This is a genomic window from Wolbachia endosymbiont (group A) of Longitarsus flavicornis (assembly GCF_963931955.1).
In the GTDB taxonomy this organism is placed as follows: Bacteria; Pseudomonadota; Alphaproteobacteria; order Rickettsiales; family Anaplasmataceae; genus Wolbachia.
In genome coordinates, this window is record NZ_OZ008337.1 from 1,400,385 (window position 1) to 1,414,733 (window position 14,349).

15 protein-coding genes are annotated in these 14,349 nt (G+C 35.7%); 12 read left to right on the top strand and 3 right to left on the bottom strand.

What is annotated here, in order from left to right:
* Nucleotides 1–109 precede the first annotated feature (109 nt).
* The 7 genes from AABM58_RS06730 (at nt 110) to AABM58_RS06760 (ending at nt 7,222) form a co-directional block, all read left to right on the top strand.
* Nucleotides 110–385 carry a hypothetical protein gene (locus AABM58_RS06730; RefSeq protein ID WP_338406723.1) on the top strand — a complete coding sequence of 92 codons (276 nt, stop codon included), beginning with the start codon at nt 110–112 and terminating at the stop codon, nt 383–385.
* Between the two features lie 53 nt (nt 386–438).
* Nucleotides 439–1,227: a hypothetical protein gene (locus tag AABM58_RS06735; protein ID WP_338406724.1), complete on the top strand. Its 789-nt coding sequence runs from the start codon at nt 439–441 to the stop codon at nt 1,225–1,227.
* A 206-nt stretch (nt 1,228–1,433) separates the two neighbouring features.
* Nucleotides 1,434–2,702 (top strand): proline--tRNA ligase, encoded by a 1,269-nt coding sequence (proS, locus tag AABM58_RS06740; RefSeq protein WP_338406725.1) that lies wholly within the window; start codon nt 1,434–1,436, stop codon nt 2,700–2,702.
* Nucleotides 2,699–3,076 carry a holo-[acyl-carrier-protein] synthase gene (locus AABM58_RS06745; RefSeq protein WP_338406726.1) on the top strand — a complete coding sequence of 126 codons (378 nt, stop codon included), beginning with the start codon at nt 2,699–2,701 and terminating at the stop codon, nt 3,074–3,076. Before proS ends, AABM58_RS06745 begins: the two co-directional genes overlap by 4 nt.
* Before the next feature lie 181 nt (nt 3,077–3,257).
* Nucleotides 3,258–3,395, top strand: coding sequence for a hypothetical protein (locus AABM58_RS06750; protein WP_338406727.1), 138 nt, complete (start codon nt 3,258–3,260; stop codon nt 3,393–3,395).
* A gap of 71 nt (nt 3,396–3,466) precedes the next feature.
* Nucleotides 3,467–4,966 carry a proton-conducting transporter transmembrane domain-containing protein gene (locus AABM58_RS06755; protein ID WP_338406728.1) on the top strand — a complete coding sequence of 500 codons (1,500 nt, stop codon included), beginning with the start codon at nt 3,467–3,469 and terminating at the stop codon, nt 4,964–4,966.
* A 474-nt stretch (nt 4,967–5,440) separates the two neighbouring features.
* Complete coding sequence (locus tag AABM58_RS06760; protein ID WP_338406729.1) at nt 5,441–7,222, top strand: recombinase family protein; 1,782 nt, start codon at nt 5,441–5,443, stop codon at nt 7,220–7,222.
* Nucleotides 7,223–7,325: 103 nt separating this feature from the next.
* Here AABM58_RS06760 and AABM58_RS06765 read toward each other — a convergent pair whose 3' ends face one another.
* Both AABM58_RS06765 and ygfZ read right to left on the bottom strand, forming a co-directional pair.
* Nucleotides 7,326–7,472: a hypothetical protein gene (locus AABM58_RS06765; protein WP_338406730.1), complete on the bottom strand. Its 147-nt coding sequence runs from the start codon at nt 7,470–7,472 to the stop codon at nt 7,326–7,328.
* 457 nt (nt 7,473–7,929) lie between these two features.
* Nucleotides 7,930–8,736 carry a CAF17-like 4Fe-4S cluster assembly/insertion protein YgfZ gene (gene ygfZ, locus AABM58_RS06770; protein WP_338406731.1) on the bottom strand — a complete coding sequence of 269 codons (807 nt, stop codon included), beginning with the start codon at nt 8,734–8,736 and terminating at the stop codon, nt 7,930–7,932.
* Nucleotides 8,737–8,910: 174 nt separating this feature from the next.
* Here ygfZ and AABM58_RS06775 point away from each other — a divergent pair, with 174 nt between their 5' ends.
* The 3 genes from AABM58_RS06775 to AABM58_RS06785 all read left to right on the top strand — a co-directional run bounded on the left by AABM58_RS06775 (nt 8,911) and on the right by AABM58_RS06785 (nt 11,863).
* Entirely contained in the window at nt 8,911–9,201 is a 291-nt protein-coding gene (locus tag AABM58_RS06775; RefSeq protein WP_151807579.1) for a co-chaperone GroES, read from the top strand.
* A 100-nt stretch (nt 9,202–9,301) separates the two neighbouring features.
* Nucleotides 9,302–10,951: a chaperonin GroEL gene (gene groL, locus AABM58_RS06780; RefSeq protein ID WP_338406732.1), complete on the top strand. Its 1,650-nt coding sequence runs from the start codon at nt 9,302–9,304 to the stop codon at nt 10,949–10,951.
* A gap of 408 nt (nt 10,952–11,359) precedes the next feature.
* Nucleotides 11,360–11,863, top strand: coding sequence for a protein-disulfide reductase DsbD domain-containing protein (locus AABM58_RS06785; protein WP_338406733.1), 504 nt, complete (start codon nt 11,360–11,362; stop codon nt 11,861–11,863).
* Nucleotides 11,864–11,868: 5 nt separating this feature from the next.
* On the opposite strand, the gene AABM58_RS06790 is transcribed toward AABM58_RS06785, so the two are convergent.
* Complete coding sequence (locus AABM58_RS06790) at nt 11,869–12,021, bottom strand: hypothetical protein (RefSeq protein WP_338406734.1); 153 nt, start codon at nt 12,019–12,021, stop codon at nt 11,869–11,871.
* A 194-nt stretch (nt 12,022–12,215) separates the two neighbouring features.
* Here AABM58_RS06790 and AABM58_RS06795 point away from each other — a divergent pair, with 194 nt between their 5' ends.
* Both AABM58_RS06795 and AABM58_RS06800 read left to right on the top strand, forming a co-directional pair.
* Nucleotides 12,216–12,491, top strand: a complete 276-nt coding sequence (locus AABM58_RS06795; RefSeq protein WP_264736122.1) for a hypothetical protein — start codon at nt 12,216–12,218, stop codon at nt 12,489–12,491.
* Between the two features lie 425 nt (nt 12,492–12,916).
* Entirely contained in the window at nt 12,917–14,251 is a 1,335-nt protein-coding gene (locus AABM58_RS06800; RefSeq protein ID WP_338406735.1) for an alanine:cation symporter family protein, read from the top strand.
* Nucleotides 14,252–14,349 lie beyond the last annotated feature (98 nt).

Below are 14,349 nucleotides of genomic sequence, written 5' to 3' on the forward strand. Positions count from 1 at the left end.
TATAGCTTATCTATTCAAATTTTGACTTTATTTTTCATAATTAATTATTGACAGAAATTATTAATCGGGTTATTATTAAATTATCGTTAACAAATGAGGCAAAGAAATAATGGCATCCAATAATTCTTCATTGCTAAAAGATAGTCAGGAGCTTACTAAAACTAAGGGGACTATATGGAAACCTTTAATTGCTGTTTCATTATTATCTGTATTTAGTTTTACAGCTGGTCAATATCTTCCTTATGTTATTATAGCAGTTTCTGGTTCTGGTGCTATTGCAGCGGTTCCTTTAGCAATTTTTGCTGTTTCTGTGGTTGTTGCATTGGCTTCAGTAGCATATCTTATTAAACTTGCCGTTTCTAGAGCTGGTGATGAGAAAAAATAGATCTTAGTGGAGAAGAACTTGGCCATACTGCATCTCAAGAACCACAAAAATTTGTGTGTGAAAGTTGTACTAATCTGGAAAATCGATCAAGTGTGCCTACTCCTACACCGCCTCCAGTAACGCTTGGAACACAACCAAATCCAAGTCCACCGCCGCCACTTCCTCCATTGCCACAAGGTGCTCTACCACCACCTCCTCTGCTTCCGCCGCCTCTTCCTCCAAGTTCAAATGGAACTTCTTTGCCAAAAGATGATAGTAAGGCTACTCTTTGTGAGCAACTAAGAGAAAGTAAAAAACTCATGAGCAAGGAAGAGCGTGACAAGAGGGAGGAGAAGAGGTTAAAGAAGTTAGAAAACGAGAATAAAGATACTAGAAATACTTCGCCTGAGCAACAAGGAAAAAATGAAAATCTTATGGGTGATTTGCACAACACACTTCAGAAAAGAAGGCTAGGCATTAGTGGAAAGCAAAAGAACAACTTACAACCGCAAGGTAACCAGCTAGAAGGAGCATTCAGTAAAATATCAAATATGATCCCACTACCACGAAGTCGTAGTAATAGTGTATCGAGTAGCAGTAGTGAAGAGTCTGAACAAGATTGGAGCGATAATGAAAGTACATATTTAACACCTCTAAACCCTCAACTAGACAGTAACAAAAGAAGGAATAGTTCTGATAGTGATTATAGATCTGGTTCTGAACCCACATCTCCGTTACATTCTGTGCCAAAGGCCGGTAGGCCACCGATACCGCCTAAGCCTAGCTCTTTTACAGAAGAAGCTAACTCTTCCTCACAGAACCTCAAACTCCTCCTGCAACAACGTTTGATGATACGAGTATAGTAGATGGGAAAGATCCATCTACTCTTCCTTTTAAGGATCGCATAGCAAAGTTTAATAAAGAAGCGTCGCTATGCCAAAAGGAAAATGTTGTACAAGGACTATGATAACTATGAAATGGTCAGCCATGCACTTCCCTTCCTTTTTAAAATAAGTTTACCTACAGATCTGATTGTATTAAGATTGTTTAATGCAATCAGATCTATTATATGCGTTTATCTAAGTATTACTTACCAACTTTAAAGGAAAAGCCTGCTCATGCTAAAATTATCTCCCATCAATATTCTTTACGTGCAGGTTTAATAAAGCAGATAGCATCTGGCATTTATTCCTGGTTACCACTTGGTCTCTTAGTGCTTAAAAATATTGAAGACATTATCAGAGATGAAATGGATAAATCTGGCGCTATTGAAGTGTTAATGCCTTGTGTGCAACCAGCAAATCTTTGGCGAGAATCAGGGCGTTACGATGATTACGGTAAGGAAATGTTGCGTATAAAGGATAGGCATGAGGAAGATATGCTTTTTGGTCCAACGCACGAGGAGGTAGCAACTGATCTAATTAGAGATGTGGTAAAAAGTTACAAAGATTTGCCACTTTGTTTATACCAAATTCAATGGAAATTCCGTGATGAGGTAAGACCACGTTATGGTGTTATGAGGGGCAGGGAATTTTTGATGAAGGATGCATATAGTTTTGATGTGGATTACGAAAGTGCACAGAATTCATATAATTTGATGTACAAGACTTACATAAAAATCTTCAAACGCATGGGACTTACCCCAATTGGAGTTCGAGCTGATACGGGGCCAATTGGAGGAAATTTGAGCCACGAGTTTCATATATTGGCAAACACTGGTGAGAGCACTTTATATTATGACAATAAATTTTCTGAACTACTAGAGAGTGAAGATATTGAAAGTTTAAAGAGTATATACGCAGTTGCAGATGATATGCATGATCCTGAGACTTGCCCTATATCACAAGAGCAGTTAAATGTTAGTAAAGGTATTGAAATAGGGCATATTTTTTATTTTGGCGACAAATACTCAAAGTCTATGAAGGCAAGTGTTACTTCTCAAGATGGAAAAAATGTCAATATACATATGGGTTCGTACGGCATTGGGGTTTCAAGACTTGTTGGTGCGATAATAGAAGCTTTTCATGATGATAAGGGAATTATCTGGCCGGAGGAGGTAGCTCCTTTCAGAATTGGTTTAATCAATTTACAAACGAAAGTAACGGAGGCTGCAGATAAAATATACAAAGCTTTGAAGAGCGATGAAGTGCTTTACGATGATACGGAAGGGAGTGTAGGAGTAAAATTTTCTAGAATGGATCTGATAGGCTTGCCGTGGCAAATAATTGTCGGAAAGAAAGCGGTAAGTGAAAATATAGTTGAAATAAAAAATAGAGCGACTGGAGAGGTAAAGGAAATGCAGATTGAGGAAGCAATAAATCACTTTAGCACAAAATGATACACGGTATCGGCACTGACATAGTATATATACCAAGAGTATCGAGGATATTACAAAAATACGGGGAAAAATTTCTCAATAGAATCTACACTGAAAAAGAAATAGAGCTAAGTAGAAAGTATAATAGTCAAGAAATGCGAGCAAGGTATTTTGCTAAACGCTTTGCAGCAAAAGAAGCTTTTGTTAAAGCACGAGGTACTGGATTTAGTCAGGGCATTACAATGAAAGATATAGAAATATACAATGATGTGAGAGGCAAGCCGTATCTTACCGTTAGCAAGGATTTTATCTCCAAAATTCATCTTTCTCTAAGTGACGATGGAGATTACGCTACTGCATTTGTTGTAATTTGCGTCTATAGCTCACACAGATAAAGTTTACTCTTTTGTCATCTTATGGCTTACTGTATAAACATTGCAATTTGGGCCTACCAGGAGGGCAATACCTCTTATCCAAGTACCCTCTTCTTGTCATCCGAGTAGCTGACACTGTCCTCCTTTGTCATCCCAGTGCCCAGACACTGGCTTTCTGCAATCTCATCGAAAACGTTTTTCTATGCTAGTTTGCTTGCTCACAAGCAAACTTTCCTGGATCCCAGACTGGGATGACATCTTTGTTGTGTTTAACAAAAACAAATGTTCGTACAGTTGTGGAATGAATCGCGGTATAGCTATAGCATACACAAACAACTAGTTTGCCAAAAAAACATAGCAGTTTTTCTATGATTTGAGTATAATTCCAGCTTTACCTAAACAGAAAATTTAATGGACTATATCTTAATGTATCTTTCCTTACCATTTTCAATTACCGAGAATTATTTATTAATTACTGCGTTGATTCCACTTTTAAGTGCGTTAGCTATTTTTCTTACTGGTAAATGGCCCAGAGTGAACAATAGTATCACTGTCACTTCTTCTGTACTTCTGTTTACGTATACGTGTCTGTGCACTTTATATTGGGTATATGGTGATTATTCTCAATTTATTCTCATGGATTTTGGTAATAATTTGCACATTAGTTTAAAGCTAGAGTCTACCGGAGTAATATTCAGTTTATTAATATCGTTTTTATGGGTGCTGACCAGTATATATGCAATATGTTATATGCAGAATAACTATGCTGATAGCAATCACTCAAGTTTTCTATGCTTTTTTTCAATATCAATTAGCTGTGCAATGTTTATTGCTTTTTCTGGAGATTTGCTCACTACATTTGTCTTTTATGAGCTTCTAACTATTAGTACATACCCTCTGGTTACTTACAACTCAACAAATGAATCAATGATTGCAGGACGCTATTACTTTGGCGTGCTATTTTTCTCTTCTTTGGTATTGTTTTTTCCTGCAATAGGCCTTTTATATAATGAATTTCATACTTTAGACTTTGTAAGTGGTGGAATATTCAAATTTGATACTTCACTCAGCACTTTTATTGCGGTGTGTTTTGCTATGCTGATTTACGGAATAGGAAAAGCTGCATTAATGCCAATGCATTTTTGGTTACCAAAAGCAATGGTTGCACCAACTCCTGTAAGCGCACTACTGCATGCTGTTGCTGTTGTGAAATCCGGAGTTTTCATCATCATAAAAGTTATATTATACACTTTCGGCGTCGATAACATGCAACGTTTTGTGCAGCAAAATTGGTTTGCTGGAGGGTGGCTTCCGTACGCTGCTGGATTTACTATTATTACTGCATCATTGATTGCATTAAAGCAAAAAGAATTAAAGAAATTGCTTGCTTATTCTACCATCTCTCAATTGTCGTATATTATATTATTTGCTTCAATTTTTAGTGAGCTCAGCATGAGAGTTGCAATTTTTCAATTAGTTTGCCATGCATTTGCAAAAATCACTTTGTTTTTCATTGCCGGAGCAATAATAACGAAAATAGGTGAGAAATATATAGATAAGATTCACGGTATAGGACGCAGTATGCCAATTAGCATGACAGCATTTGCTATAGGTGCGTTGTCTATGATAGGGGTGCCGCCTGCTCCAACTTTTTGGGGTAAATTTCTCATTTTTCAAGCTGTTTTCAACTCTGGCAATGTAATACTTTCTGTGTTTGTAACTCTAGTGTTAATTGTTAGTACTATACTCAACGCTCTGTACTTTTTACCGATGATTTACAATGCCTTTTTCTTAAAACCTTCTCAGAATTACTTCATTAAAAAAACGCCAATTCTTCTAGTTTTACCTCCAGTTATTACTGCTACATGCACTTTGGTTATTTTTTTGTATATGTTCAGCATAGTGGTTTAAGAAATAATAGATAGAAGGTTTTGGTATCCGTTCAGCAAAGTGGCAAAATAGGTAGACAAGATAAACCAAAAAATCGAGAAAAAGTGAGTTTACAACAAATGGTGTCATCCGAGTAGCTGACACTGGGGTCCAGGAAAAAGAATGGTGTCATGAAATTATCTGACACTGGTTCCTTTACACTACCGACAATGTTGCAAAAAACATAAAAATAAAACTAGAGAAAACCATTTCTCGAAAACTTCTGTGTCCAGAACCAAGAGTCCGATTTACTTATAGCGCTAATAATCAATTAACCATCGGCTTTAAGGAATGATATGAACATATTATTTCAAGGAAAGTTCATGGGAAACAAGAGATTAGCTATACGAATTAGCTGTAGCTATGAACCTAACCGGTTGGCAGAACAATGCTTATCAGATGCTTATGAAAAGGTAGCATCAAAGGAAACAAGTCAAAAAAACTTAAAACATAAAAATGGGATTCAAGGAGGGTCAAATGGTAACAGTATGTTTATATGCGAGAGTTTCTTCGGGGAAACAAGTAGAAGGAAATACGATAGAAAGTCAAATTGCAGCTTTAGAGAAGCAAATTAATCTGGACGGATACAAATTGTTAAGTGAGTATAAATTTATTGATAACGGCTACAGTGGATCTCATTTAGTCCGCCCTGATTTAGAAAAATTACGTGATAAAGTAACAGAAGGTAAAATTGATAAGATTTACATTCATTCTCCTGATCGTTTATCTAGAAAATATGCATATCAAATGGTGCTGATTGAAGAATTTGAAAGAGCAGGAGCAAAAGTGGTTTTTTTAAATTATGAGATTAACGGTAACCCAGAATCTCAATTACTGTTACAAATGCAAGGTATGATAGCAGAATATGAACGTGCGAAAATTATGGAACGAAGTCGTCGTGGTAAAATCTATGCAGCTAACAAAGGCTGTGTAAATGTAATGGGAGGGGCTCCTTATGGTTATCGTTATATAGATAAACATATGGGAGGAGGACAAGCTTTATTTGAGATTAACGAAGAAGAAGCTGATGTCGTTCGCAAAGTATTTTTGTGGGTAGGCAGAGAAAGAACAAGTATTGGGGAAGTATGTCGTCGGCTAAATACTATGTCCATTAAGACACAAAAAGGAAAAGAACGCTGGAATAAAGGTACAATTTGGAGTATGTTGAAAAACCCTGCTTACAAAGGACAAGCAGCCTTTGGTAGAAGAAGGTTAGGAGTAAGATTAAAACAAGTAAGACCACAGAAAGGCTCTTGTGAGCAGCCAAAAAGTAACCATTCTGTCTATCCTGTTGAAAAAGCAAATTGGATTTATATTAAAGTGCCAAATATAGTAGATGAAGATATATTTGATATTGTTCAAGAACAATTAGCTGAAAATAGAAAAATAGCAAGGACAAGAAAAAGAGGAGCAAAGTACTTACTACAAGGTTTAGTCATATGTAAGCGTTGTAATTACGGATGTTACGGAACTTGCATGAAAAGTAGACGAGAAGAAGAAGGTGGCCATTATGCATATTACCGTTGTAGTGGTAAAGATTCTTACCGTTTTGGTGGTAATAAGATTTGTGACAATAAACTCATCCGCTCAGATGCATTAGAAACAGCTGTGTGGGAAGAGGTTAAGCAGTTATTGAAAAATCCAAATAGGGTTTTAGAAGAATACAAGCGTAGGCTTTCAGAACTAAAAAAATCATCATTGGATCAAAAAAGCGACCTGCTAGAGAAACAAGAAAATAAATTAAAACGTGGTATTGCTAGACTTATTGATGGTTATGCTCAAGAATATATCAATCAAGAGGAATTTGAACCACGAATTAAAGCAATGAAACAAAGCTTAAAAACAATTGAAGAAGAGAAGAAAAAGATATTTTATCAAAAGGAATTAGAACAGGAGGTCACTCTGGTTGTGACCAATTTAGAAGACTTTTCTTCCAATATTACGTTAAACCTTGATAACGCAGACTGGCTAACTAAACGTGATATTATCAGAACATTGGTCAAGAGAATTGAAATTAACCTTGAGGACGTAAATGTGGTATTTCGCGTAAAAGAGCTACCGAACTCTTCTGGACATAATGGAGAGGAAAATAAAAATTTGCAACATTGTCGTAGGTGTATTTATGACGGCAGTACCCAGAGGTGTCATCCGAGTAGCCCCTTCGGTGTCATCCAAGTAGCTGACACTGGGATCCCAGCACCTTCTTCTGTTATCCCAGTGCGTGACACTGGGATCTAGTTTCACCTTATGATGGTGTCATGAAAGTAGCCTCCTTCTCCTGTCATCCCAGTGCCTTCTTCTTGTCATCCCAGTGCCCTGACTACTTGGATCTCATTTTACTTTATGATGATGTCATGAAAGTAGCTGACACTGGTTTCCATCCAAGAGGGCAGTGCCCCCTCTTGTCATCCCAGTGCTCCTTTTTTTGGGGTTCCAGCGTCACGCGCTGGAATGACACCTTCCGTATAAATATTAAGAAATTTACCAAATGAAAAAAAGGCAAAAGAAGCCCCGTGGTTGGCTAATTACTTACATTATACTTTCAAGTATGGCGTTTTTTTATTCTAAACGCTTAATAACCGCGATTTAGCTGCTTTTTAATGCAACTAACCTTTAGTCATAAATGTTTAAGAAATTTACTAAACAGAAAAAAAGGCAAAAGAAACCCTAGGGTAGCTAGTTATTCACTATCCATTTTTTAAGTTGGCGTTTTTTTATGTTTTAAATGCTTTATAAGCGCATTTTAGCTTATATTAGGTAAAAACCTAGAAATTTTATAAAGACATAAGGTGCACATAGTGCAAAAAATTAAACATGAGACGCCAGATACGTGAGTTTTTTTGTCATTTAATCTGTACAGAGAAGATAAATAAATAGCTTCAGTACCATGATAAGGGCGCTGGCGAAACTTGTCAAGGAAGTTTTTCGTTTCTATATGAGCTACCTTAAGACTTCAACGTTTTAACGCACCTGACCCTACCAGCATATAAATTTGCATGGCTCTTTCCAGTATTAAGCAATGCAAGTCCAATGTTGTCTACACTAGAGCGCAGTTCCCCTATTTCTTCATTATTTTCATTTGTCACTTTAGTGCCAATATCTGGAAGTGCGTTATCTCCCTCAACAAGGTAAAGTTTTCTTCTGAATATTTCTTGTCTGCTCATTCGATTTACGACTTCCTGACCTATATAACACCCCTTATTAAAGCTTATACCGTTTACTTTATCGATTAAAAATTGCAGCGGAAATGACGAATTCTGCACCATATCTTTCGCTCCATCTGGAACGAGATTTTGAATTCTAACTTTTTCATACTGAGTAAAATCCCCAACCGGCTCTTTCATTTCATCTTTATGTATGATCCTCATTCCTAGCAGTTTGTGCCTTGGATCTTGAAAAATAACTTGTGACTCACTACTACACTCCGTTGACTTAGTATTAAACAAAACTCCAACCTTATATAGTGCGCTAACGTCTTTAATTTTCACTCTCAAGTAAGTTTTAAGCAAATCCAGTTTCTCGATTATTTGCTGCAAGTGCATGTTTTCGCACTCTAAGAGGGTGTATTTACCATATTCAATAAGAAAAAAATCATATAGATATTTTCCCTGAGGGCTAAGCAATAAAGAGTAAATGGCTTTTTGGCTATCCAACTTATTAATATCATTGGTTATAATACCCTGCAGAAAATCTCTAGTGTCAGGCCCATATAGCACTATCACACCACGACTTAAGAATGGTATATAACTCATGAAATCTCTATAAATAAATCCAAATTTTATTATATAACATTAGGCTCTTTATAGAAACTGCTTTTGGCGTACATATTTTATATGGTGTACATATTTTACAAACTCCAGCCCTTGAAATCTAACTTACGAGTATATATATAAAGTTATAGGTTAATTTGTTGAGAGGAAAAGCAAATGTCAAATGTAAATTTAAATGTATTAGATGATAGCGTGCTGATCAAGCCTATTAGCGAGGAAAAGCAAGGTGGAATTATGCTTCCATCAAGTGTTGAAAAGAAACCTACTAAGGGTGAAATCATAGCAACTGGTGAAGGTTCACGCAACTCAAATGGCGAACGCGTAACTTTAACTGTAAGGGCTGGTGATAAAGTGTTCTATCGTCAATGGGCTGGTACAGAAATAGAACATAATGATGAAAAGCTTATCGTGATGAAAGAGTCCGATATACTTGCTGTCATTAAATAGCAGTCTTTATTTTACTAAACTAAAACAAAGCACGACATAGTGCATTGTAAGTAATTTTATTATAGTTTTCTAAATTTTTTATTAACAAGAGGTGATAAAAATGACTAATGTAGTAGTATCAGGTGAGCAGTTGCAAGAAGCCTTTCGTGAAGTCGCAGCAATGGTAGACTCAACGGTGGCAATAACTGCGGGACCTAGAGGAAAAACAGTAGGGATTAATAAGCCCTATGGTGCACCGGAAATCACAAAAGACGGTTATAAGGTAATGAAGGGTATCAAGCCTGAAAAACCACTAAATGCTGCAATAGCAAGCATCTTTGCCCAAAGTTGTTCTCAATGTAACGACAAAGTTGGTGATGGTACAACAACGTGCTCAATACTAACTAGCAACATGATAATGGAAGCTTCAAAATCAATTGCTGCTGGAAACGATCGTGTTGGTATTAAAAACGGAATACAGAAGGCGAAAGATGTAATATTAAAGGAAATTACGTCAATGTCTCGTACAATTTCTCTAGAGAAAATAGACGAAGTGGCACAAGTTGCAATAATATCTGCAAATGGTGATAAGGATATAGGTAACAGTATTGCTGATTCCGTGAAAAAAGTTGGAAAAGAGGGTGTAATAACTGTTGAAGAGAGTAAAGGTTCAAAAGAGTTAGAAGTTGAGCTGACTACTGGCATGCAATTTGATCGCGGTTATCTTTCTCCGTATTTTATTACAAATAATGAAAAAATGATCGTGGAGCTTGATAATCCTTATCTATTAATTACAGAGAAAAAATTAAATATTATTCAACCTTTACTTCCTATTCTTGAAGCTGTTGTTAAATCTGGTAAACCTTTAGTTATTATTGCAGAGGATATCGAAGGTGAAGCATTAAGCACTTTAGTTATCAATAAATTGCGTGGTGGTTTAAAAGTTGCTGCAGTAAAAGCTCCAGGTTTTGGTGACAGAAGAAAGGAGATGCTCGAAGACATAGCAACTTTGACTGGTGCTAAGTACGTCATAAAAGATGAACTTGGAATCAAGATGGAAGATCTGATACTTGATGATCTTGGTACTGCTAAAAATGTTAAAATTACTAAAGATAATACCACAGTTATCAGCGAAAATAGCGATTCTGACAGTGTGAAAGCTAGAATCGAGCAGATTAAATCTCAAATTGAAACTTCAACTTCTGATTATGATAAAGAAAAGCTAAGAGAGCGTTTAGCGAAATTATCAGGTGGCGTTGCTGTGCTAAAAGTTGGTGGAGCAACTGAAGTGGAAGTTAAAGAACGTAGAGATAGAGTTGAAGATGCGCTGCATGCAACAAGAGCTGCGATTGAAGAAGGCATAGTTCCAGGTGGTGGAGTTGCGCTTCTTTATGCTTCATCTGTTCTCGACAAATTAAAAGGTGCAAGTGACGAAGAGCAAATAGGCATAAACATTATCAAGAAAGTTCTCAGTGCTCCAATTAGAAGGTTAGTCAAAAATGCTGGTCTTGAATCTGCTGTTATAATTGACTATTTGATTAAGCAGAATGATAAAGAGCTTATATACAACGTTGAGGCTATGAATTATGCTAATGCGTTTACAGCTGGTGTGATTGATCCAGCAAAAGTGGTGCGTATTGCTTTTGAAACAGCGGTATCTGTTGCGAGTGTGCTGATAACTACTGAATCTATGATAGTTGATGTACCAAGCAAAGAAAATGCTTCATCTCCTATGGGTGCAGGAGAAATGAGTGGCATGGGTGGATTCTAAGTAGAATGAAACCGTGGAGCAATTGCTCCACGGTAGTTCCAAAAAATCTCACATTTTACTATTCGTTAAAGGTAATACGTTTGGTGCAGAAATGCACTACTGTTTGCATCCGTTTCATTCCTTTATATTGTGGTTGTCTATAGCTAACCCAAGAAAACGTCATACCACCGCGATATCTTGGCATAGATTCCGCTAACTAGTAGCGGAATGACGGTTTTTCAAATTGTCGGTAAATCTAAGTCAGTTTAGCTATATGTGTTTTCCACAATGACTTATTCTTTTCACCCATTTATATTACAGTTGTATATATTAGAATAATGCTATGTTAATAAATAATCTATATAATACTATTAAATATAATAATTAAAATCTAAATCACTTTCTCTATAAAAGGAGAAACTTACCTTAATGAAAATATATATATATTTAATATTGTTTTTATTTTTTTCTTGCGCTCAACTATATGCTGACGAGGAAATTGCAAAATTTGATTTACTTATTGGCGAGATAAATGAAGCAAGTCTCACTCTTAAAGGTGCAATAAAGGTTACAGTAGAACCAGGCTGGCACATATATTATAAAGATCCTGGAGATTTCGGTTTTCCCACTTCTTTTGATTGCAAGGGTAACACATTAAACATAGATATTTACTGGCCTACTCCAAAAAAACATAGAGATAAAGTAGGAAGAGAGGTATTTATCAGTAACGTATATGAGGACATGGTGTTATTTCCCTTTAAGATGAATGTGTTTTCAAATCAAGGGTATATTGACCTTAACTTCCATATAAATTATGCGATATGTAAAGATAGGTGCATCCCTAAAAATGTTGAGATAAAAATCAGGCAACCATTAAAGGATTTTATAGATTTTGATATCAATAAACTTATAAATGAGTGGTATGAAAAATAGAGTTCTCAGGGGGCGAGTAAGGCAGTGATAATTACGCAATAGTTTAAAAATGTTATTCCTGCTAATTTTTGAACAGATTGTTTAGTGGCTTTAGTTAGTTCAATAAGGTGTTGTGAAATTTCTGGATCGAAGGTTACATTAACCCTTGAATCTGCCATAAAATTTGCCAATAACTATACAGCATTTTCCTGAATTTTTCAATAAAGAATTTACAGATCAAACAATAAAAGGCATGAGTTTTTTCAAAAGGTATCATAAAGCTATATCTCTGAAAAGTAATTATGCTAGTATTAGTATAATATTAATACTTATATGTTAAAATTATGTTAATTTTTTAATTAAGGAGTATATTATGGTAAAATCTACACAAAACTTGCCTTCATTGGAATGGAAGGGAGTCAATCCACATCACGATTGCCACAGAGCATGTGAACGAGATTCATGGACTTCGGTCACTGAGGCACTATGCAAACACAAGTGTGATTTGTTTGTGAGGTCCCCATCTCATTCACAAACACCAACGCTTAGTGAGAAATTAGCAGCTAGTGCAAATAATCTCCTTGATGAGAGCTTAAAATTATCATCTATGGCAGATGAAATACACGCTCAAGATCCAATGTATCTTTAATCACAACAAGAAAAGAAGATATTCAATATCTTCTTTTTTTAATACGATTACTTCGATGCTAGCTACTTGATTCTTGCCAAGGGTTCTAAGGCATCCACATTAACCTATAGACTTTGTATAGTTCTCAACTGACGTTAAATTCTGGGTAAAATTATGTAAAGGGCAATTCTGCCCTTTACATATCATTGCGAACAGAGCGCAGAAAGAAGCGGAAAAATACTCTGTGGAGTTTGATACTGACTTTGACTAAAAACTGAGTATGAGAGCAGCTAGTATTGTGTTAAAATAAAAATTTTTGATACGGAAAACTGGTTCTAGTGTCAGCTGCTTGGATAACAGAAACGAAGTCATACATAGAAAATAGGTTAGGTATTTTCAACTTTTGTATGTATACTTAAGTCAAAACACTCACTTTTAGTATGTAAATGGATATAGTAAAGTTTGTTTTATTACTGCCAACAATATTACTTATGTTAATCGCTGGTGTTTACCTATCGATTAAACTAAAATGGCTACAGGTATTTAGATTACCATACGCCCTTTCACTCCTTGGAGCTAAAAAAGGAGAAAATAAATTTTCTTCTATAGCCGCTCTGTTTACAATTTTAGGGGGAAATTTAGGAGTAGGAAATATTTCAGGAACTGCTGTTGCTCTAAAAACCGGAGGACCGGGCTCTATTTTATGGATGGCAATAATTATTGTTATCACTTCTGTGATAAAATATGTCACTTGTTATCTAAGTATAAAAACCAGAAAGGAAAAGAACGGACGGTTTATAGGTGGCCCTGTAGCCTACATGACTGATGCGTTTAACTCTAGGAAGGCCACAATTGTCTTTCTAGTTATCATGATGATGGTTTCAATAACAGTTGGTAACCTTGTTCAGGTAAATTCTCTATCAATACCACTTAACATGATAGATGTGCCTGTAGTCATTGGTGGCATTGTAATGGCCATAATATTTTTTGTTGTTGCAGTTCTCAGCTTAAAAAAAATTAAAATTTTTATATCGGCTATGATACCGATAATGACGGTAAGTTACCTCACACTTTGCGGTATCATATTATTTAAATTTAGTGAAAATATTCTTCCTTCTCTAAAACTAATAACAAGCAGTTTTTTTACAACTAGTAGCTTTAACTCTGGTTTATCTTTAGGTTTGATTTTAGAAATGTTGACTATTATTCAAGTTGGAACTTTGCGAGGTATTTTTGCAACAGATATAGGGCTTGGCCTTGAAGGAATCGTACATTCTTCAATTGTTCCTAAGAAAAATAATAATAAATTTATTATTGAGCAGAGTCTAATTACAATAATATCGCCTTTTATAGTTGCATTTATAGTGTTTATTACAACAATGGTACTGCTTGTCACAGATTCTTGGATTACTGATTTAGAGAGCACTAACATGTGCATATTTGCTTTTAGAAAGGCAATGAGTTGGCCTTATATTGACTATTTAATTATGGCCATAATGTTTTGTTTTGCTTTTACTACTATTTTTACTTGGTTTTTTTGCTCAAAACAGACAATACGCTATGTGTCTATGGATAATAAATACACTAAAATCTGGATTGTAATTTTTACCTTGATTATTCCGCTTGGTGCGATAGGTAAAGTTCAATTGCTATGGGATGTTGCTGATATTTCGATCGCTGCTTTGTTGTTTATCAACATACTCGCTATACTCAAGCTAACCTCTCAAGATCCAGAAGTGTTTACTATGAGTGACAGATATTTGAAATTAGGTGCCAATTAAAAGTTGCCATCTGAGTAACAACACAACCTCCTTAATAAAAATTCAACCAATGCTCGTGATAATTATATTAGCTAGTATTAGCTAGAACTAAAGGCAGA

Coding starts and splice junctions, on each gene's coding strand:
- proS (WP_338406725.1), top strand. CDS start 1,434: ATGCGTTTATCTAAGTATTACTTACCAACTTTAAAGGAAAAGCCTGCT.
- groL (WP_338406732.1), top strand. CDS start 9,302: ATGACTAATGTAGTAGTATCAGGTGAGCAGTTGCAAGAAGCCTTTCGT.
- AABM58_RS06755 (WP_338406728.1), top strand. CDS start 3,467: ATGGACTATATCTTAATGTATCTTTCCTTACCATTTTCAATTACCGAG.
- AABM58_RS06790 (WP_338406734.1), bottom strand. CDS start 12,021: ATGGCAGATTCAAGGGTTAATGTAACCTTCGATCCAGAAATTTCACAA.
- AABM58_RS06745 (WP_338406726.1), top strand. CDS start 2,699: ATGATACACGGTATCGGCACTGACATAGTATATATACCAAGAGTATCG.
- AABM58_RS06775 (WP_151807579.1), top strand. CDS start 8,911: ATGTCAAATGTAAATTTAAATGTATTAGATGATAGCGTGCTGATCAAG.
- AABM58_RS06750 (WP_338406727.1), top strand. CDS start 3,258: ATGCTAGTTTGCTTGCTCACAAGCAAACTTTCCTGGATCCCAGACTGG.
- AABM58_RS06800 (WP_338406735.1), top strand. CDS start 12,917: ATGGATATAGTAAAGTTTGTTTTATTACTGCCAACAATATTACTTATG.
- ygfZ (WP_338406731.1), bottom strand. CDS start 8,736: ATGAGTTATATACCATTCTTAAGTCGTGGTGTGATAGTGCTATATGGG.
- AABM58_RS06795 (WP_264736122.1), top strand. CDS start 12,216: ATGGTAAAATCTACACAAAACTTGCCTTCATTGGAATGGAAGGGAGTC.
- AABM58_RS06760 (WP_338406729.1), top strand. CDS start 5,441: ATGGGATTCAAGGAGGGTCAAATGGTAACAGTATGTTTATATGCGAGA.
- AABM58_RS06730 (WP_338406723.1), top strand. CDS start 110: ATGGCATCCAATAATTCTTCATTGCTAAAAGATAGTCAGGAGCTTACT.
- AABM58_RS06785 (WP_338406733.1), top strand. CDS start 11,360: ATGAAAATATATATATATTTAATATTGTTTTTATTTTTTTCTTGCGCT.